This window comes from Pseudomonas sp. NPDC089530 (assembly GCF_050280705.1).
GTDB lineage: Bacteria > Pseudomonadota > Gammaproteobacteria > Pseudomonadales > Pseudomonadaceae > Aquipseudomonas.
This window is the reverse complement of record NZ_JBNNVU010000027.1, coordinates 33980-54179: the sequence shown is the minus strand read 5'-3', so window position 1 is coordinate 54179 and position 20200 is coordinate 33980. Positions and strand designations below refer to the sequence as shown.

Annotated in this window: 17 protein-coding genes; 16 read left to right on the top strand and 1 reads right to left on the bottom strand. The window is 65.3% G+C overall.

Going from position 1 to position 20200, the window contains the following annotated elements:
* Window positions 1–6 precede the first annotated feature (6 nt).
* The 6 genes from ACQKQA_RS13140 (at window position 7) to ACQKQA_RS13115 (ending at window position 8784) form a co-directional block, all read left to right on the top strand.
* Window positions 7–2199 carry a multicopper oxidase family protein gene (locus tag ACQKQA_RS13140; RefSeq protein WP_427557763.1) on the top strand — a complete coding sequence of 731 codons (2193 nt, stop codon included), beginning with the start codon at window positions 7–9 and terminating at the stop codon, window positions 2197–2199.
* Between the two features lie 47 nt (window positions 2200–2246).
* Window positions 2247–3782, top strand: coding sequence for a tyrosinase family protein (locus ACQKQA_RS13135; RefSeq protein ID WP_427557760.1), 1536 nt, complete (start codon window positions 2247–2249; stop codon window positions 3780–3782).
* Window positions 3783–3969: 187 nt separating this feature from the next.
* Window positions 3970–5709, top strand: a complete 1740-nt coding sequence (locus ACQKQA_RS13130; protein WP_427557758.1) for a dipeptidase — start codon at window positions 3970–3972, stop codon at window positions 5707–5709.
* A gap of 372 nt (window positions 5710–6081) precedes the next feature.
* Complete coding sequence (locus ACQKQA_RS13125; RefSeq protein WP_427557755.1) at window positions 6082–6813, top strand: helix-turn-helix transcriptional regulator; 732 nt, start codon at window positions 6082–6084, stop codon at window positions 6811–6813.
* A gap of 479 nt (window positions 6814–7292) precedes the next feature.
* Window positions 7293–8114 carry a helix-turn-helix transcriptional regulator gene (locus ACQKQA_RS13120; protein WP_427557752.1) on the top strand — a complete coding sequence of 274 codons (822 nt, stop codon included), beginning with the start codon at window positions 7293–7295 and terminating at the stop codon, window positions 8112–8114.
* Between the two features lie 163 nt (window positions 8115–8277).
* The gene (locus ACQKQA_RS13115) at window positions 8278–8784 is read left to right on the top strand and encodes a hypothetical protein (RefSeq protein ID WP_427557749.1); all 507 of its coding nucleotides are present in this window, start codon (window positions 8278–8280) and stop codon (window positions 8782–8784) included.
* 113 nt (window positions 8785–8897) lie between these two features.
* On the opposite strand, the gene ACQKQA_RS13110 is transcribed toward ACQKQA_RS13115, so the two are convergent.
* Complete coding sequence (locus ACQKQA_RS13110; protein ID WP_427557747.1) at window positions 8898–10463, bottom strand: winged helix-turn-helix domain-containing tetratricopeptide repeat protein; 1566 nt, start codon at window positions 10461–10463, stop codon at window positions 8898–8900.
* A 226-nt stretch (window positions 10464–10689) separates the two neighbouring features.
* Between ACQKQA_RS13110 and ACQKQA_RS13105 the strand changes: the two genes are divergently transcribed.
* The 10 genes from ACQKQA_RS13105 (at window position 10690) to ACQKQA_RS13060 (ending at window position 19737) form a co-directional block, all read left to right on the top strand.
* Complete coding sequence (locus tag ACQKQA_RS13105; RefSeq protein ID WP_427557745.1) at window positions 10690–11439, top strand: SDR family oxidoreductase; 750 nt, start codon at window positions 10690–10692, stop codon at window positions 11437–11439.
* A gap of 38 nt (window positions 11440–11477) precedes the next feature.
* Window positions 11478–11957 carry a carboxymuconolactone decarboxylase family protein gene (locus tag ACQKQA_RS13100; RefSeq protein ID WP_427557742.1) on the top strand — a complete coding sequence of 160 codons (480 nt, stop codon included), beginning with the start codon at window positions 11478–11480 and terminating at the stop codon, window positions 11955–11957.
* Between the two features lie 86 nt (window positions 11958–12043).
* On the top strand, window positions 12044–12445 hold the full coding sequence (locus ACQKQA_RS13095; RefSeq protein ID WP_427557740.1) for a cupin domain-containing protein: 402 nt from the start codon (window positions 12044–12046) through the stop codon (window positions 12443–12445).
* Between the two features lie 237 nt (window positions 12446–12682).
* Window positions 12683–13699 carry an iron ABC transporter substrate-binding protein gene (locus tag ACQKQA_RS13090; protein WP_427557737.1) on the top strand — a complete coding sequence of 339 codons (1017 nt, stop codon included), beginning with the start codon at window positions 12683–12685 and terminating at the stop codon, window positions 13697–13699.
* A gap of 3 nt (window positions 13700–13702) precedes the next feature.
* Window positions 13703–15301 carry an ABC transporter permease gene (locus ACQKQA_RS13085; protein WP_427557796.1) on the top strand — a complete coding sequence of 533 codons (1599 nt, stop codon included), beginning with the start codon at window positions 13703–13705 and terminating at the stop codon, window positions 15299–15301.
* A complete protein-coding gene (locus ACQKQA_RS13080; protein WP_427557734.1) occupies window positions 15298–16341 on the top strand; it encodes an ABC transporter ATP-binding protein in 1044 nt (347 codons plus the stop codon). Before ACQKQA_RS13085 ends, ACQKQA_RS13080 begins: the two co-directional genes overlap by 4 nt.
* An 82-nt stretch (window positions 16342–16423) precedes the next feature.
* The gene (locus ACQKQA_RS13075; RefSeq protein WP_427557731.1) at window positions 16424–17188 is read left to right on the top strand and encodes a hypothetical protein; all 765 of its coding nucleotides are present in this window, start codon (window positions 16424–16426) and stop codon (window positions 17186–17188) included.
* A 29-nt stretch (window positions 17189–17217) separates the two neighbouring features.
* Window positions 17218–17652 (top strand): hypothetical protein, encoded by a 435-nt coding sequence (locus ACQKQA_RS13070; RefSeq protein WP_427557728.1) that lies wholly within the window; start codon window positions 17218–17220, stop codon window positions 17650–17652.
* An 85-nt stretch (window positions 17653–17737) separates the two neighbouring features.
* On the top strand, window positions 17738–18403 hold the full coding sequence (locus tag ACQKQA_RS13065; protein WP_427557726.1) for a response regulator transcription factor: 666 nt from the start codon (window positions 17738–17740) through the stop codon (window positions 18401–18403).
* Window positions 18379–19737 carry an ATP-binding protein gene (locus ACQKQA_RS13060; protein ID WP_427557724.1) on the top strand — a complete coding sequence of 453 codons (1359 nt, stop codon included), beginning with the start codon at window positions 18379–18381 and terminating at the stop codon, window positions 19735–19737. The genes ACQKQA_RS13065 and ACQKQA_RS13060 overlap by 25 nt, the downstream gene beginning before the upstream one ends.
* The last annotated feature ends 463 nt before the right edge of the window (window positions 19738–20200 follow it).

The following is a 20200-nucleotide window of genomic DNA, read 5'->3' as shown; positions in this document are numbered from 1 at the left end:
AACAACATGATTTCGCTGTGTAGGGTCCTGGCCGGGTTGATGGCCTGTGCGGCCTCCTCGACGGCACTCGCCGAACTGGCCGCCCAGCCATTCCTGGCGCCACCCAGGCTCCAGGAAAAAGCCGCGCCGGGCGCCCTCAAGGGCACGCAGCCGGGCACTGAGCTAGCCGGTGCGCAAACCGGCTGCAACCCGGCCGGCGACATTACCCGCGACGGTCAGACCGTCGAGCTGAGCCTGCAGGTGCAGAAGCGCGAGAACGTCATCTACAACCCGGGCAATCCCGATGGCGCGATGGACCGGGTCAAGCTGCGCTCCTATGGCGGCTGCCTGTCCGGCCCGCTGATCGATGTGCGCCCGGGCAATACCCTGCGCATCCACCTGGACAACCAGCTGGACAAGAACGACCCCAGCTGTCCGGGCGGCAGCGATCCGGCGAATGGCCAGCCGGGCTGCTTCAACACCATCAACCTGCATTACCACGGGATGCACGTCTCGCCCTCGGGCAACAGCGACAACGTGCTGCTCAATATCGCCCCGCAGACCCGCTTCGAGTACGAGGTCAACATCCCGTCCGACCACCCTTCGGGCACCTTCTGGTATCACGCCCACCGCCATGGTTCCACGGCGCTGCAAGTGGCCAGCGGCGCGGCCGGCGCGCTGATTGTCCGCGGCGAGCGCCCCTATACCGGCGGCAAGCCGGGCGATATCGACACCATCCTCAAGAACTCCGCGGGCCAGCCCCTTCCCGAACAGGTCTTGTTGTTCCAGCAGATTCCCTATGCCTGCTTCGACGACAAGGGCGCGATCATCACCGACAAGGACGGTACCTGGACCTGCCCCAGCGGCAAGATCGGCGTGGTCGAGGACTTCGGTGCGCAACTGAGCTCACCCACCGTCTGGGACGACAGCGGCCGCTTCACCAGCATCAACGGCGTGGTCCAGCCGACCCTCGGCGGCATCGCCGCGGGGGAAATACAGCGCTGGCGCTTTATCCACGGGGGGATCCACGACACGGTGAACCTGCAGATCGTGCCCATGCAGACCGACGGGCCAAAAGCCGCGCTGGCCTTGAAGGGAGTGCTTGGCGGTACGCCGAAGGAACAGGCCGCGGCACTTGCCGTGCTGTGCCCGTCGACCGTGCCGGACGGCAGCCAGCCGGTCGAACTGGTGCCACAGTTCGAAATCGCCGCCGACGGCCTCACGCGCGCCGCCATCCGCCCCATCGGCCTGAACCAGAAGAGCGTGAGCGGCGGCATCGGCAGCAACTTCCTGCAACCCGGCTATCGCAGCGATGTGCTGCTGATGTTCCCCAGCGCGGGCACCTATTGCGTGCTGAACCAGGCGGCGACCCCCGCCGAGCGCGCCAATGCCGGCCCCCACGGCGGCCCGGGCGGCCAGGGGCCGAACGAAACCCAGTTGCTGGCCACCGTCATAGTCACCGGCGGCAGCCCCGTGACCCAGGACCCGCAGGCCTATATCCAGCAAGCGCTGTACGAGGCCAACAAAGCCGACAAAACACTGCCGGCCGCCGCCCTGGAAGGCCTGAAGAACGGTGACCTGAGCCCCTGGCGCGGCATGGACGACCTGAAGGACGCGGTGGTCAACGACGACCTCCAGAAGGCCGACTTCTTCATCGGCCATCCGCCCTTCCCGCCGTCGCCGCCGGCCACGCCGCCGAGCAAGCCGGGAGAGCCCTGGACCGGCCCGTTCGGCTTCTACATCAACTACAAGTCCTACGACCCGGACCGTATCGACTTCACCCGCCAGGTCAATAGCACGGACGACTGGGTCCTGACTTCCCAGGGCGAGCCCCACATCTTTCATATCCACGTCAATCCGTTCCAGGTGATGGACGTGCTGCATGCCAAGCCCGGCGAAACACCCAAGAGCATCTTCGGGCCCAAGGGCGAATGCCTGATGCCCCCCGACGAACTGGGCCTGCAGAACCAGTACTGCGGGATGTGGCGCCAGTTCAAGGACACCCTCTTCGTGCAGAACGACTATCAGGTCCTGGTGCGCACGCACTACGACCGCTACATCGGCGAGTTCGTCATCCACTGTCACATCCTCGACCACGAAGACGGCGGCATGATGACCAATATCCAGATCGTTCCCGACATCAAGGCCATCGGCGGCGGTGTCGGCATGGCGGGTATGAAGCACACCGCCCATCAACCTCCGCCCCCCCTGCAGCACTGATCCGTGCCACGTCCACCTGGCCCGGTTACCACGACAAGGAGTCGACCATGACACTTACCTCCACCACCGCCCCGGTCACCAACCCCACCTGGTATGGACAGATCCGCGACATGTTCACCACCCGCGACCAGAACCACATGGCCGCACAAGGCCTCGACCTTGCCAGCTACGACAGCGTGGTGAACCACGCCGGCAGCATCTACCAGCAGGTGGCGGGGGGCAATATGCCGCCAGACACGCCCTGGTCCCCCGACTGGGTGAGCACCTTTCTCAACTGGATGAACAACGGCTACCCCAAGGGCACGCCGCTGGCCCCCGGCGCCCCGATGGAGTTCTCTGCCCGCTCCTGGCTCAGCACCACGACGCCCGCCGCGAGAATCCGCAAGGACATCACCACGCTCTCCAACAGTGAACTTGCGCTGTTGAAGAAGGCCTTCAGCGCCATAGTGGCCAAGCCGCCCAGCGACCCGAACAGCTATTTCGTCCAGGCCGGCTATCACTGGTTCCCCGAGCCGGACACCTATTGCATGCACCATGTGCCGGGCTACAACCCCTGGCACCGGGCGTACCTGGTGAGCTTCGAAAACGCCCTGAGATCGGTGCCCGGCTGCGAGAGCGTGACCCTGCCCTACTGGGACATCACCACCCCCTTCCCCGACGTGCTCAAGAGCCCACCCTTCGACCAATACGTACTGCCGCAGGCGATCGGCCCCGGCTACCCGGAAGGCCATGTCACCAGCCGTTTTCCCTATGAAGAGATCGCCCAGAGACTGCTGACCAACGGTGTGACCGATGACGTCTACCGGGCCATGTCCAAGACCGATTGGGAAGACTTTCACGGCTTCTGGTCCGATGCCGCCTACAACACCATCATTGCCGCCCATGACAGTGGCCATAACTCGATCGGCCCGACCATGCAGAACCAGGAAGTGGCGGCTTTCGACCCGGTGTTCTGGTTCTTCCACTGCAACTGGGACCGCCTGTTCTGGGAATGGCAAAAGAAGATGGTCGCCACCGACCTGCACGGCCTGCTGACCACCATCAACGAAACGAACGACCCCATCAGCTACCAGATCTTCACCGATACCGCGCTGCAGGCCCTGAACCCGTTCACCAGCAACCCACCGGAACTCAGCACCCTCACGACCATCGACTCGCTGAACCAGCTGGGCATCGACTATCAGTCTCCCGTCTCGGTCTCGACGCCGGGCTTCCTGCCCAGGACCCGCCGCCTGGTCGCCGCGAACCAGAGTTTCAAGGTCGAGGGCGACCGGATCAACGTGCGGGTCAACGGCATCAATCGCCTGAAGATCCCCGGCAGTTTCACCGTGCACTTGCAGAAGGACGGCAAGACCATCGCCTCCCGGGGACTGTTTCAGCCGGTGGCGGTCCAGACCTGTGCCAACTGCGTGGCCAACGCCATCGCCCACTTCGATTTCGAACTGCCGCTGAGCGTCATCCAGGGCGGCACGCTGAGTGTCTGGGTCGAGCCCGTGAACAAGCACTTCGTCGGTGAGCGCTTTCCGCAGAAGCTGATGGGCAACCCGACCATCGAGGTGCATCTGTTGCTACAGACGGAATAGCGCCATCGGGGGAATGGGCAACACAGGGCAAGCCCCGGGACGCGTCCCGGGGCTTTTGCGTTTGTGCGCCGCTTTTACTGTTCTGTGCGACAGATCCCACTTCTGGGACTCCCGATCCAGACCCGCTCGGTGTTAGTTTGGCTGGGGTCGATACTTCTTATCCCTTTGCAAAGGAATGCCATCCACAATGAACTTCTCCCTCAAGCAACTGGCTGCGGCCACCCTGATGCTGGCCGGCCTGTCGGCGTACACCACGGCCGCCCAGGCCAATATCACCCCACAGCAGAGCGCGGCGATCCTCAAGAGCTTCGGCGACGCCTCGGTCAGCGATTTCCGCCAGTTCCTCGGCACCCTGGCCAAGAGCGAAGCGGGCAAGAGCGCCAACCTCGGCCCGGCCATCACGGCCTTTCTCGATAACAAGACCCTGTCCACCGAACAGCAGAACGAGATCCATCGCCTGCTGGGCCTCTATGCCCGGGTGAAATACGGCAAGGCCGCCACCGACACCCTGATCGACCTGGTGGCGATCCCGACAGTGCGCGTCGAAGGCGTGCCGCAGCACGAGAACCCCGAGTTCCACAAGATCGCCGACAAGATCAAGGACCTGGCCCAGGACTTCAACCTGGGTTTCCGCAACATCGACAACCGCGTCTACGAGATCTCCCTGGAAGGCAGCGGCAATGAAGTGGTGGGCATCCACGCCCATGCCGACGTGGTGCCGGTGACCCCGGAAAACTGGGTGCTGCAGGACGGCACCAAGCTCGACCCGTTCAAGGTCACCCTGATCGGCGACCGCATGTACGGCCGCGGCACCGAAGACGACAAGAACGGCATAGTGGTGACCCTGTACGCGATGAAGATCATCAAGGAAGAAAAACTGCCCCTGGCGCGCCACTTCAAGTTGCTGGTGGACACCACCGAGGAAACCAGCGGCGACGCCATCCCCTACTACTTCGAACGCAACCCGACGCCCAACTACAACCTGGCGCTGGACGGCAGCTACCCGGTGGTGATCGCCGAAAAAGGCTACGGCACCGTGATGGCCAGCTTTGCCCGGCGCGCCGCCGAAGGCAAAGGCGCGGAAATCACCACACTGACCGGCGGCCTGGCCACCAACCAGATCCCGGGCGCCTCGGTCGCCACCCTGGTCACCGATAAACCCGCCGAGCTGGCCGCCAGCCTGCAACAGGCCGGCGCCGACTACACAAAACGCCATGGCGGCGACTTCAGCGTGAGCGCCAAGGTCGAGGGCAAGGACGTCAAGCTGACGGTCACCGGGGTGTCCGCCCACTCCTCCGAGCCTGAAACCGGGGTCAACCCGGTGGCGCGCATGCTCGACTTCATCAACGGCCTGGACGGCAAGGTCGCGCTCAAGCACAACCAGATCACCGACGCCGCCCGCTACGCCGCCGACAACTGGGGCCTGGACTACCTGGGCGGCAAGTTGGGGGTCGGCTTCAGCGATGCCTTCATGGGCCCGCTGACCACCTCCCTGACCTATGTCGCCCAGGATGAAAAGGCCTTCAAGCTGGCGGTCAACCTGCGTGTGCCCAAGGGCAAGACCCCGGAGGTGCTGCAGAAGGAAATCGCCGACAAGCTGGCGGCCTGGAGCAAGAAGTCCCAGGTGGCGGTGAACTTCGACTACTCGATCGAGGAGCCGATGTACCGCAACCCCGAGGGTGAATGGGTCAAGGCGCTGCTGGCGACGGCCAGCGAGAACCTGGGCATGGAGCACAAGTTCGGCACCTCCGCCGGCGCCACCTCGGTGCACGAGCTGCCCAACGGCGTGCAGTTCGGCCTGGCCCGTTCGGAACTCAAGTACACCGGCCACACCGACAGCGAGTTCAAGACCACCGAGCAGTTCCTGCTGGACCTGCAGATCGTCACCGAAATGGTCGGCCGCGTCGGCCAGTTGCCAAAACTCTGAGCCCCGCCGGACCCGCCGTCCTGGCGGGTCCGTTTTCTTGCCCGGGGCGATCCGGGCCAATCCCCCCGGTTTCGACGTGCCCCCTGCCCTGTTGCACCTGTCCATACTGTCGAACGCCAAACAGTGGCACCTTGAAACCACCCAAAAGGATAGACACAGTTCCCCCTGGTCCGGACCCGGCTCCGGCACCGGCGCCGCGTCAGGAAAACGCTCCGCCCCGGGCTTTTTGCGATATTTCATCAAACCGCCACCCGAACCCTGTACTAGGATACGAGACGGCGCCGAATCCGGCGGGACGCTCTAGATACCGTCTCACCGCGCGAGTCGCCAATAGGACAAGTGTCGCGCAACACGAAACTCATGGATGAAACAATGAACTCACACCTGCTTTTCCCCCACATCGGCAAGGTCATCGCCAGCACCGGCAGTCGCAGTTTTCCGCGCATGCTGCATGATCTGATACGCACCCAACTGGCGGTGGACGCCACCCATATCACCCAAATGCGTGTGTACGCCGAGGGGCAGTCCCGGCCCAGGAATGCCCGGGACGAAGTCTACAGCGACTCCACCCAGAGCCCGTCCGGCCAGGCCCCCGCGTCGCGCCCCGTCGAGAGCGCCGCGCAAGTGCACCTGACCTGCGACAAGGACGATTACCGCTACGTGATCTCGGTCTACCGCTCCAGCCAGTCCCAGAGCTTCTCGCCCCAGGAACGCATCCTCCTGCAGGACTTTTCCCCGCTGCTGCTGCCCATGGTGGAAAAACACCTGGCCGCCCTGCAGCCCCAGGACGCCAGCGGGGACCACCCCGACAGCGCCAGCCTCGAGCCCCAGGGCCTGGAGACCCTGCGCCTGCGCTTCGCCGCCCGCCTGCAGCAGTCGGGGCTCAAGTTGTCGGAGCGGGAAATGCAGGTCTGCGTCGGCCTGCTCGCCGGGCGTACCGCCCCGGAGCTGGCCGGGCAGTTGCAACTCAAGGTGCACACCGTCGAAAGCTATCTCAAGCGGGCAGCGATCAAGATGGGCATCAGCGGGCGTCACTCGCTGCTGCGCTGGATGTACTCCCCGGACGAAAGCAGCGCCCCCGCGAACCCCGGCAGCACCCTCTGACCCACCCGCTCCGGCGACCCCGGCCGCTGCCCCCGCCCACGCGGACAGCCCCTTTCCCCGAACCGGCCCCCGCCCACGCTTGCCGTGGGCGAAGGCCTGGGTTCTGGCCGGCCAACACGCACGGAGTCGCTAAAGATTCCCGTTTCCAAGGCTTAAAAGCGTGTAGGAAATCCACCACGAGCCGAGGTTGGCGCCGATTGCGCAACGCTCTTCAGAAAATATAAATCCTATAAAAATCAAACACTTGAATTTACAACAGAAAATCGCCCCCCGGCGAAAAACCGGCCCTCACCCGAAAAACCGCCAAATTCCCGGCGCGTTTTTTTATGGCAGGTTATGTCCCCGCTTTCAGTGACTGACGCTGGCTAAACCCCCGGGATCAAATAAAAAATCCCGGCCACGGGGGGCGCTTCGAGCGTCGCCGGCAACCGCCAACGCCAACCGTTCGACGATCTGTCTACATCAAGGATGATAAGGATATGAGTCTGACCCGCAGTATTCGAGACAGCCGTATTCAAGGCATCGACAGCGCACATTTCTACAACGAACTGGGAGAGCTGATTTCCAGCACCGGCCACGGGGCCTTCGCCACGAAACTGCTGCAACTGGTGGACAAGCTGGTGCCGGTGCAACGGGTGGAACTCGGCGAATGGACCCTCGACGAGCGCCAGGCGAGCCTGCTCGAGGTCAAGGCGCTGGGCAGCGCCGACCAGCAGGAGGAATTGCTGCCGGTCGGGCCGCCGCAGTACCAGGACGGTCATCCGCTCCTGGAGCAGTTGGTCGAGATGGAGGACTCGCTACTGATCCAGATGAACGCCAAGACCGCCAGCCAGTACCCGCGCAACCTTTCCCACCAGTGCAACCTGGTGTCACGCAAAGCCAATCGCCGCTGCGTCATCACCCTCCATCGCCCCCCTGCGCACCGGCCCTTTTCCCTGGCTGAGCTGTCGTTTCTCAAGAGCTTCTCGGAAACCCTGCTGCCGCTGGCGGAGCGCCATGCCCAGATCAACCGGCAGGCGCGCCAGAACCAGCCCGGCGAGGTGCCCGACTGCCCCCTGGCGGCACTTGAGCAATCGCCGCTGCAACGGGAATTCAACGAGCGCCTGTGCCGGGGCGACATCAACCTGTCGGCCCGGGAAAAAGAAGTCTGCCTGGGCCTGCTGACCGGCGGCACCGTGCCGGAAGTGGCCGAACGGCTCAGTGTCAAGAACAGCTCCGTCGAGACCTACCTCAAGCGCGCCGCCGCCAAGCTCGGGGTCAGCGGCCGGCACGGCCTGGCCAAATGGATGGTCGGGGCCTGACGCCCGCCACCACTCATCGCCCCGACCTGGCGCCGCGCTTGTTGCGACCGGGAACCGGTCCTATACCTCAACAGGTCGTCTCGAGGCCCAGGGAAAACCGGGGCTGGACGACAGGTATCCGATGAACCGGACCACTGGACAGAGACAGCGCAAGGAGCACGCCATGAGCGAAACACTCTTAGTCAAATGGGTCAACAAAACCCAAAAGCACCCCAAGGGGGTCTGCGAGGCGGCCAGCATGAAGTGGCTGGCGGCTATCGATAACAGCGGCCTGGCCCAGTCGTTGAAGCTGACGCCGGACCAATGCGACGCCCTGCAGGATCAAGTGGAAAAGGGAGGAACGTTCATTGAACTGCTGCCTCCCCTGCTGCTTTCCACTTCGAGTTTCAATCCCATTCCCCCGGTGCCGACCACCCTGGCCTCGCTGCAGGCCTTGAAGGCTGGAAACTTCCTCTTCGTGTCCGCCGATGGGCACTCCGTGACCGTCGGCGGACACGCGATGGGCATCTACAAGAACACGCTGAATCTGTTTTTCTTCGACCCGGAGCTCGGGATCTTTTCCTACGACTTCAACAAGGCGGCCGACCTCGATCTGGTCCTCAAAAGGAGCCAGAATTATGGGGCTGCGGCGTACTGCCCCGGCACCTTCACGCCACCGCCAAAACCCTGACCGCAACGCCCTGCCGGGCGCCCGATGCGCCCCCGGGCCACTGCAAAAGCCACGCCTCGAGTGGCTTTTTTTCGCCAGTCCCGAAGGCCTCCATGGCACGCCTCCCGCCCGGCTTACTCCGGCAGCCCGGCCCGGCGCAGGCCGTCCACCAGTTGGGCGAGATCTTCCGGCCGGTGGATCGGCAACCAATCGCACAGGGTGGCCAGACGCAAGGTCGGGTCGAGCTGCTGCAGATGCGCCATCGCCTGTTGCGCTTGCGCCTGGCGGCCGGCCAGCCCATGGCTCGCCGCGAGGACGGCCGCCGCCAACAGGAAACTCGGCAGCTCCCGCGTAGCTTTTTCCGCCCATGACGTGGCCATGTCGATACGCCCCAGAAACAGGTGGGCGGCCGCCATGCCGGCTTGCATCCGATACAGCTCGGGGTCCAGGGGGCTCAAGCGCATGGCGCGGGCAAAGTAATCGATGGCGGCATCGGTTTCGCCGTGCCAGAGCCTGAGGAAGGCGCCCAGGAACCACGCCGCCGCGAGGTTCGGATTGAGGACCAGCGCCTTGTCCAGCAAGGCGATGCCCCCTTCGAGGTCGCCGGCCAGATGGCCCAGCGCATGGCCGCTGCGGGTGAGCGCGACGGCATCGCCCTTGTCCAGCTCCACCGCCCGGCGCGCCAGGCGCACACCTTCGGCCGTCTCCTGCGGGCCATCGCTCATCCAGTGATTGACCTTGCGCCAGCAATGACACCAGGCCGCCATGGCGTAGGCCGAGGCGAAATCCGCATCGAAGGCGATGGCCTGGTGAAACAGCGGCAGTGCCTGATCGATGGTGTCCCGGGTTCCCTGATGCAGCTTGGCCATGGCGCGCAGGTAATAATCGTAGGCGTCGAGGCTTTCGGTGGGCTTGTGCCGCGCCCGCTCGATCTCTGCCCGCTCGAGCTCTGGCGCGATGGCGCCGACCACACTTTCGGTGATCTGGTCCTGCAGTTCGAAGATGTCTCCCAGCACGCCTTCGAAGCGGCCTGCCCAATGGTGGGCCCCGGTGCTCGCATCGATCAGCTGGGCGGTGATGCGCACCCGGTTCCTGGCGTTGCGCCAGCTGCCCTCCAGCACATAACGCACGCCCAGTTCGCGACCGACCTGCTTCACGTCCACCGTGCGCGCCTTGTAGGTAAAACTCGAATTGCGCGCGACGACGAACAGCCAACGGTACTGCGACAACGCCGCGATGATGTCCCCGACCACCCCATCGGCCAGGTAATCCTGCTCCTCGTCCCCGCTCAGGTTGACGAACGGCAAGACCGCGATGGACGGCTTGGCCGGCAAGGCCGGCGCGCCCGTGGCGGTTGGCAGCGCCGGCACGGGCTCGCTGCCGGCGGCGTCCGGCGACTTGACCTCGGCGACGAAGCGGAAGCCCTTGCGCGCGACCGTTCGAATCACGCTCTGCTGCTGGCCGTTGTCGCCGACCGCCTTGCGCACGGCATTGATGTGGCTGGCCAGGGTCGACTCCGAGACGATGCGGCCGGTCCAGATCGCAGCGATCAGCTCGTCCCGGCTGACCACGTGCTCGCGGTGCTGCGCCAGGTAGGCCAGCAGGTCGAACACCTGGGGCGCGGTGGCGACGACCCGGGAGGCCCGCAGCAGCTCCCGCCGGTCCAGGTCGAGCACGCAGTCGGCAAACATCAATAGCATTCAAGGCTCCTGTCCCGGGCTCGCGCACGCGGGCAGCCGCCCACGGCCCGGTCGACTATGGGTGGTCAAGCGAACGCTTTTTATAGCACGGGTTCCTGGACAAACCGCCAAGCCAAATCCAAGGAAAACCCAAGGTTCCGGCAAAGTCTTGCGCGCGTCCGCCAGGCACGCTGTCTCCATCGGTCGACGCCACCCAGAGGGTCGACCAGCAACCGAGGAGCGGGACATGAAAATTGTCGTGATAGGTGGTAACGGGCTGATCGGCTCGAACGTGGTCAGCCGGCTGCGCCTGAACGGACACGAGACCGTGGCGGCCTCGCCCGGCACCGGGGTGAACGCCGTCACCGGCCAGGGGCTGGCCGAAGCCCTGGCCGGGGCCCAGGTGGTGATCGACGTGGCGAACTCGCCCTCGTTCGAAGACCGGGCCGTCCTGGAGTTCTTCCGCCAATCCAGTCAGAACCTGCTGGCGGCCGAAGCCGCCACTGGCGTGGAACACCACGTTGCGCTGTCCGTGGTCGGCACCGAACGCCTGCCGCAAAGCGGCTACTTCCGGGCCAAAGTCGCTCAGGAAGAGCTGATCGAAGCCTCGAAGGTGCCCTACACCATCCTGCGTTCGACGCAGTTCTTCGAGTTCATCGAGGGCATTGTCCACTCGGGGGCCGACGGCGACACCATTCGCCTGTCGCCGGCCCTGATCCAGCCCATCGCCGCGGACGACGTCTCGGCGCTGCTGGCCGATCTCGCGGTCGGGGCGCCGGTCAACGGCATCGTCGAAATCGGCGGTCCCGATCGTTTTCCCCTCGACGACCTGGCGCGCAAGTTCCTCGCCGCGCGCCACGACCCGCGCCCGGTCATCGCCGACGTGCATGCCCGCTACTTCGGCAACGAGTTGAACGATCGATCCCTGGTGGCCGGCGGCGACGCGCATATCGGCCCGACCCGCTTCCACAACTGGCTCACCCGTTCACCGGCTTGAACACCGCCCTGCGTACCCCTCACCTGGAGACATTCGCCATGACCCAACGTATCGATTACCAGAAGCAATCCCCCGAACTGTTCAAGAAGTTCGTCGAGTTCAGCCTCGCCCTCAAGCAGGGTGCCATCGAGGAGTCGCTGCGCGATCTCGTGGATATCCGGGCCTCGCAACTCAATGGCTGCGCCTTCTGCGTGGACATGCACGTCAAGGAGGCCACGATCCACGGCGAGCGGCCGCTGCGGATGCACCATGTCGCCATCTGGCGCGAGTCGCCGCTGTTCAGCCCGCGCGAACGCGCCGCCCTGGCCTGGACCGAAATCCTCACCCAGATTCCCGCCCAGGGCGTACCGGATGAGCTGTATGAACGGGTGCGCAGCCAACTGTCGGAGAAAGAGCTGTCCGACCTGACCTTCCTGGTGATGTCGATCAATGCCTGGAACCGCGTCAACGTCGGCTTCCAGGTCGTGCCCGGCACCTACGACAAGGCCTTCGGCGTGGACAAGTCCGGCCTGTCCTGAGCCTGCATCGACCTATGGGCGGGGGGCTGCGCCGCGGCGCCCCAACCATGAACCCACTGACCGGACCGACCACCAAGGAGCACAACATGTCCATCTTCAGAATCTTCGCCCTGGGGCTCCTGCTGACCGCCGGCCACGCCAGCGCCCAGCAGGCGCTGCCACCGGCCAAGGTGACCCCGCTGCTGACCCAGGCGCTGGCGGACTATCCCGGCAAGGAAGCCGAGATCATCACCGTGCAATACCCACCGGGCGGCGGGGACCCGGTGCATCGGCACAATGCCCATGGCTTCATCTATGTGCTGGAGGGGTCGATCGTGATGGGGGTACAGGGTGGCCAGTCGGTCACGCTGACGCCGGGCCAGACCTTCTACGAAGGCCCGGACGACGTCCACACGGTCGGCCGCAATGCCAGCAGCACCCAGCCAGCCAAGTTCCTGGTGGTGCTGCTGAAAAACCGCGACGAACCGATCTTTACCCCGGTGCCCTGACGGCCCAAGGGGCAGCTCCCGGTCGGGGTCGTCGACAGGACGACCCCGGTAACCTGGGTCATCCGGCCGCAGGCCAAATGACATCCGGCCTGCATTTTTTTAACGTTTTTTTCTCATTCGCGACTCTACATTCTCGCTCCGCCAAACATGCAAATGATTCCTATTGACCTAGACTCATTCGAGCGCCTGCCCAGGCGTCCGCGCATGCCAAAACCAACAAACAGGAGCGCCATCAGCATGATCCCTCGTGTCCCTTCCTTTCTGAGCAAAGCCCTGCTGGTCGTGGCCCTGGCCGCTGCCGGGCAGGTTTATGCCGCAAGCGACGCCGACGGCATCGTGGTCTACAACGCCCAGCACGAAAGCCTGACCAAGGCCTGGGTCGAAGGCTTCACCCAGGAAACCGGGATCAAGGTGACAGTGCGCAACGGCGACGACACCGAAATGGGCAACCAGCTGGTCCAGGAAGGCGCCGCGTCCCCCGCCGACGTGTTCCTGACCGAGAACTCGCCGGCCATGGTGCTGGTGGACAACGCCGGCCTGCTGGCGCCGATCGACAAGGGCACCCTGGAACAGGTCGGCTCGGCCTATCGTCCGGCCCAGGGCAAATGGCTGGGGATCGCCGCGCGCTCCACGGTGTTCGTCTACAACCCGAGCAAGCTGGCCGCAGCCGACCTGCCTAAATCCCTGCTGGACCTCGGCTCGCCGAGCTGGAAAGGCCGCTGGGCCGCCTCCCCGGCCGGCGCCGACTTCCAGGCCATCGTCGCCGCGGTGCTCGAGCTCAAGGGGCCGGCCGCCACCCTCGACTGGCTCAAGGCGATGAAGACCAACGCCAGCCTCTACCGCGGCAACAGCGCGGTGCTCAAGGCGGTCAACGCCGGCCAGGTCGACAGCGGCCTGATCTACCACTACTACAGCTTCGTCGACCAGGCCAAGACCGGCGAAAACAGCAAGAACACCACCCTGCACTACTTCAAGCACCAAGACCCGGGGGCCTTCGTGAGCATTTCCGGCGGTGGCGTGCTGGCCTCCAGCAAACACCCGGCAGAAGCCCAGAAGTTCATCCAGTGGATCACCGGCAAGGACGGCCAGGCGGTGCTGAAGAACGGCAAGTCGTTCGAATACGCCGTGGGCCAGAACGCCGAGTCGAACCCGAAACTGGTGCCGCTGGCACAGCTGGACGCACCGAAGCTCGATGCTTCCAAGCTCGACAGCAAGAAAGCGGTGGAATTGATGACCCAGGCCGGACTGCTCTGATTGCTGCCTGAAACCCTGCCCGCGGGTGCCGCCACGTCGACGCCCGCCCGCTCGCCCAGACGCCTGGGCGGCCTGTTCAAGGGCCGCAGGGGCCTGTGGGTGATCGGCCTGTCGGTCCTGGTTTCGCTGCTGGCGCTGTTGCCGATCGGCTTCGTGCTCGGCGTGTCCTGGCAGCTCGGCTGGACAGCGATCGAAGCCCTGGTATTCCGCCCGCGGGTAGCCGAACTGCTGGTCAACACCCTGCTGCTGGTGGCGATCACCCTGCCCTTGTGCGTGGTGCTGGGGGTGACCCTGGCCTGGCTGACCGAGCGCAGCAACCTGCCGGGGCGGCGCCTGTGGTCGTTGCTGGCGGTCGCCCCCCTGGCCTTGCCGGCCTTCGTCCACAGTTACGCCTGGGTCAGCCTGGTGCCGTCGATCCACGGCTTGCCGGCCGGGGTGCTGGTGTCGGTGATCGCCTACTTCCCGTTTCTCTACTTGCCGGTGGCCGCGACCCTGCTGCGGCTCGACCCGGCCATCGAAGACGTCGCCCAATCCCTCGGGTTCAAGCCCTGGGCGATCTTTTTCCGGGTGGTGCTGCCGCAGCTGCGCCTGGCGATCTGCGGCGGCGCGCTGCTGGTCGGCCTGCACCTGTTGGCCGAGTACGGCCTGTACGCGCTGATCCGCTTCGACACCTTCACCACGGCGATCTTCGATCAGTTCAAATCCACCTTCAACGGCCCCGCGGCGAACATGCTGGCGGCGGTCCTGGCGCTGTGCTGCCTGGCCCTGCTCTGCGGCGAATCGGCGGCCCGGGGCCATGCCCGTTACGCCCGGGTCGGCTCGGGCAGCCCCCGAGTGCAGACGATTGTGCGCCTGGGCCCCGTCGGCACCCTGCTCGCCCTCGGCCTACAAGGCCTGACGTGCCTGCTGGCGCTGGGCGTGCCGCTGCTCACCCTGGGCCAATGGCTGGTTGCCGGCGGCAGCGAGGTCTGGCGGCTGGACGAACTGCTGCCGGCCCTGGAGCAGACCCTGCTGCTGGGCGTCGCCGGCGCGGTGCTGACCAGTTGCGCGGCGGTGCCGATCGCCTGGCTGTCGGTCCGCCAGCCCGGGCGCCTGCAACGGCTGCTGGAAGGCTGCAACTACATCACCAGTTCGCTGCCCGGCATCGTGGTCGCCCTGGCTCTGGTGACGGTGAGCATTCACTTCGTCCCGGCGCTCTACCAGACCAGCTTCACCCTGTTGCTCGCCTACCTGCTGATGTTCCTGCCCCGGGCCCTGGTGAGCCTGCGTGCCGGCATCGCCCAGGCGCCGGTGGAGCTGGAAAACATCGCCCGCAGCCTTGGCCGTTCCCCTGGCCGGGTGCTGTGGTCGATCACCTTGCGCCTGGCCGCACCGGGCGCGGCGGCGGGCGCCGCCCTGGTGTTCCTGGCGATCAGCAACGAGCTGACCGCGACCCTGCTGCTGGCGCCCAACGGCACCCGCACCCTGGCCAGCGGCTTCTGGGCCATGACCAGCGAAATCGACTACGCGGCGGCGGCCCCCTATGCGCTGCTGATGATTGCCCTGTCGCTGCCGCTGACCGGGATCATCCATTACCAATCCAAACGCACGGCCGGCCGATGAACGCCCTCGAACTCAACGCGATCTGCAAATCCTTCGGCGCCCAACGGGTCCTGGACCACATCGACCTGTCGGTGCCCGCGGGCAGTCGAACGGTGATCGTCGGCCCCTCGGGCTCAGGCAAGACCACCTTGCTGCGGCTGATTGCCGGCTTCGAATTTCCCGACTCGGGCAGCCTTTCGCTCAACGGCCAGCCGCTGTTCGACAGCACTCACGAAGTACCGGCGCACCAGCGCCTGATCGGTTATGTGCCGCAGGACGGGGCCTTGTTCCCGCACATGACGGTTGCCGCCAATATCGGCTTCGGCCTCGCGGCCAAGGGCAGTGCCCGGCAGGAACGTATCGCCGAGCTGCTGGACAGCGTGGCCCTGCCTGCAGAGATGGCCCTGCGCTGGCCCCATGAACTGTCCGGCGGCCAGCAACAACGGGTGGCGCTGGCCCGGGCGCTGGCCCAACGGCCACGCTTGATGCTGCTGGACGAGCCCTTCTCGGCCCTGGACACCGGGCTGCGCGCAGCGATGCGCAAGATGGTCGCGCGCCTGCTGAGCGACGCCGGCATCACCGCGATCCTGGTGACCCACGACCAGGGCGAGGCCCTGTCCTTCGCCGACCAGTTGGCGGTCATGCGCGACGGCCGCCTGGTGCAGTGCGGCCATCCGATCGAGCTGTACCAGCATCCCCGGGACGAGCAGACAGCGTTGTTCCTCGGCGATGCGGTGCTGCTGCCCGCCAGCATCGAGGCGGGCTGGGCCCATTGCGACCTGGGGCGGATCCCGGTCAACAGCCAGGCCACTCATCAGACGGCGCGGATCATGCTGCGGCCCGAACAGTTGCAGCTCGCCCCGTTCGAACCGGACGCCTCCGGCTGCCACGGGCAGGTCATCGAGCGCGACTTCGCCGGCAACACCTGCACCCTGACCGTGGAGCTGCACGCCGCCACCGGGCGCCCGCTGCTGGTGCGCAGCTCCGGGCTGCAGGCGCCCGCCGCCGGCAGTGCGGTGCGGCTGCTGACAGTGGGGCATGCCCATGTGCTGATGGATTGAGCGCCCCTCAGTTCCAGCTAAGTTTCGTCCCGTACCTTCTCCCCTGCGCCATTCAGGGCGCGACACCGGAGAGGTCATACAGATGAATGCCACAGCAGCCCGCTGGCTGAACAAAGTGCCCGAGGTGACACTGTCCTTCTGGGTCATCAAGGTCATGTCCACCACCGTCGGCGAAACCGGCGCCGACTTCCTCGCGGTCGATGCCGGCTTTGGCGCCGGCTGGACCAGCATTGGCATGGCACTGCTGTTGGCCATCGCGCTGTTCTGCCAGCGCCGCACCCAGGCCTACACTCCCTGGATCTACTGGCTGACCGTGGTGCTGGTGAGCATCGTCGGCACGCAAATCACCGACATTCTCACCGACCAGCTGGATGTCAGCCTCTACACCAGCACGGCCATGTTCTCCGTGCTGCTGGCCCTCAACTTCCTGGTCTGGTACCGGATGGAACGCAACCTGTCGATTCGTGAAATCGTCACGCCACGGCGCGAGTGGTTCTATTGGACGACAGTGCTCTGCACCTTTGCCCTCGGCACCGCGGCCGGCGACCTGGCGACCGAGGCCCTGGGCCTGGGCTTCACCCTCGGCGCGGTGATCTTCGGTGTGCTGATCGCCGCCACCCTGGTGGCCTGGCGCCTGGGGGCCAATACCGTGCTGGCTTTCTGGATCGCCTACATCCTGACCCGCCCCTTCGGTGCCTCCCTCGGCGACCTGCTGACACAGGCCAAGACCTACGGCGGACTCGGCATGGGAGCGACCTGGACCAGCGCCCTGTTTCTTTGCGTGATTGTCCTGCTGGTGGCCGCCGCGCAAATCGGCGTCGGTAATCGCAAGGCTCTCACTCAGTGACACTTCGACCGCCCAACAAGGACCTCATCATGCGCTACCTGCAACCTCTTGCTCGCCCGCTACTCATCGTCGTTTCAATCGGCTTGCTGGGCATCGCCGCCGGCTGCTCGAAACCTGCCGACAAGCCTGCCAATGCCCCTGCGGGGGCGGTCGGCACCCAGAGTCAGGCAGGCTCGAAACTCGGCGACCTGTCCGAATTCCGCAACATCGCCACCGAGGTCGCCGCCCTGGTCGACAAGAACGAGCTGCCTGGCGCGAAAGCCCGGATCAAGGACCTGGAAACCTCCTGGGACTCCGCCGAAGCCGGGATCAAGCCCCGCGCCGCCAGCGACTGGCATGTCGTGGACAAGGCCATTGACCGCGCCCTGGACGCTTTGCGCGCCAGCAGCCCGAACCAGGCAGACTGCAAGGCCGCCATGGATAACCTGCTCAAGGCCTTCGCGTCGATGGCGGGCAACCCCTAGGGAGAGCGGACAAACAACGGCTCGAGTGCTTCACTACAGGCACGGCGGTCATGACCGCCGTGCCGGTTTTTCTCCGGAGACGGACATGCGGATATTGTTGGTCGAAGACGACCCGATGATTGGCGATGCGATCCAGCGTGCGCTCAGCGATGCGAGCTACGCCGCCGACTGGGTGAAGAATGGCCTCGCCGCCCTCGCCGCCCTGGACACTCCCCCCTACGACCTGGTGCTGCTGGACCTGGGCCTGCCCGGCAAGGACGGCCTGGAGGTACTGGACACCATCCGCGCCCGCAACAACCCCGTCCCCCTGCTGATCCTGACGGCCCGAGACAGCCTCGATGCCCGGTTGCGCGGCCTCGATGGCGGCGCCGACGACTACCTGCTCAAACCCTTCGACATGGCCGAACTGCTGGCGCGCATGCGCGCGGTGCTGCGGCGCAAGGGCGGCACTGCCCTGCCCTTGCTCGACAACGGCGTGGTGTCGCTGGACCTGGTCTCCAAACAGGCCAGCACTGCGGAATGCCACGGCGTCGCACTCTCGAACCGCGAATTCGCCCTGTTGCAGGCGTTGCTGATCCGCCCGGGGGCGATCCTTTCGCGCAGCGAACTCGAAGACCGCCTCTACGGCTGGGGCAACGAAGTGGAAAGCAACGCCATCGAGTTCCTGATTCATGCCTTGCGGCGCAAGTTGGGCAGCCACGTGATCAAGAACGTCAGGGGAATGGGATGGATGGTTTCAAAAAACGTCTGAGCGAGTCGGTGCAACTTCGGCTATCAGTGGCCCTGTCACTGGTGATTCTGCTGGTCGCCGTCGCCGCCAGTGTGTTCGCCTTCGCGTCCGCCTTCGACGAAGCCCACGAACTGCAGGACGATACCTTGCGCCAGGTGGCCACGCTGTTCGACCGCCAGCGGATGACCCTGCAGTACCCCGCCGGCGAAGCCCTGGAGGGCGACGACGAAGAGTCCCGGGTCATCATTCAATACCTGGCCGACGGCAGGAAAGCCTCGGCCAATACCGACGAGCTGATCCCCCTGCCCCTGCCCACGACCCTGGCGGATGGCGTGTCCACCCTGAGTGTCGGTGGCGAGGCCTTTCGCGTGCTGGTCAGGACCACCGCGCGGGGCGAACGCATTGCCGTCGCCCAGGAAGTCGGCGCCCGTGACAAGGACGCCCGCGAAAGCGCCTGGCGCAGCCTGCTGCCCTTCTTCATCCTGCTACCGGTATTGCTGCTGGTGGTCGGCGATCTGGTGCGCAAGCTGTTTCGTCCCATTGCCACCCTCGCCGCGGAAATCGACCAGCGCGCCGAGCAGGAAATGCACCCGATCGACGAACACCATCTGCCCACTGAAATCCGGCCTTTCGTGGTCGCCATCAACCGCTTGCTCGCACGCGTCGCCCAGTCCATCGACACTCAGCGCCGCTTCGTTGCCGATGCGGCCCACGAACTGCGCTCCCCCCTGACCGCCCTGTCCCTGCAAGCCGAACGCCTGGCGGCCACGCCAATGTCGGCGGCGGCCCGCGAGCGCCTGTTGCCACTGTCCCAGGGCATCGAGCGTGGCAGGAAGCTGATCGACCAGCTGTTGAGCCTGGCGGCCGCGCAGTTCGCCGCGGACCGCCCGCAGACCCGGGTTTCGGTGCATGAAACCTATCGGCGGGTTCTGGAGGACCTGCTGCCGCTGGCAGAACGCAAGCACCTCGATATCGGTGTTGAAGGGACGGAGGATACGCAGGTCATCATCCATGACATGGACCTGTTCACCCTGGTCAAGAACCTGGTGGACAATGCCATCCGCTATACCCCCGAAGGCGGGCGCATCGACCTCAGCGTGGAGCTGATACAGGGTAGCGCGCGACTGCAGGTCAGGGACTCGGGCCCGGGTATCGCAGAGGACGAGCGGGCGCGGATATTCGATCCGTTCTATCGCAGCCTGGGGTCCGGCGAAGCCGGTTCGGGCCTCGGGCTGTCAATCGTCAAGGCAATCGCGGATCGCGCGGGGGCCAGGGTTGAAATGGGTTTCGCGGATGCGACGCAGAACAGCGGCTGGTGTTTTTCCGTCTGGTTGAAAGCCGCCGGGAATGGCTGAGCCACCGGGCCTCGCTCGGGTTCGCTCGCACAGGTGTGCTCCCGGACACAGCCCATTGCTCGACCCGGCGTTCGGGACCTGCCCCCATGATCTGAACAGCCCCACGGGCCTGAGCGACATGCTCAAGAAGCCCCAGGGCTGTTACCCAGGCGCCTTTGCCCCACCGCCAGAACCCTGAGCCGATACGCTGCCGAGCAGAGATCCCGGTCAAGCCAAAGCCACTCGTCGAGTGGCTTTTTTCGGCGCCCCGAAGCACCCCGCCCGCACCTGCGGAACAGACGGCGCCGCTCTCCCGCGCTCCCCTCCCGCCTAGTCCGAAACTCCCATTGAGCCTGGGAGTATCGGCCAATGCGGGATCTTCGATACCTGACCATAGTTCTGACATCTGCCAGCAAAGGGCCACGTTCGGCCCCCAAAAAAACCACTGGAACCCACCAGGAGAATGTCATGAGCAGCCGCAAAA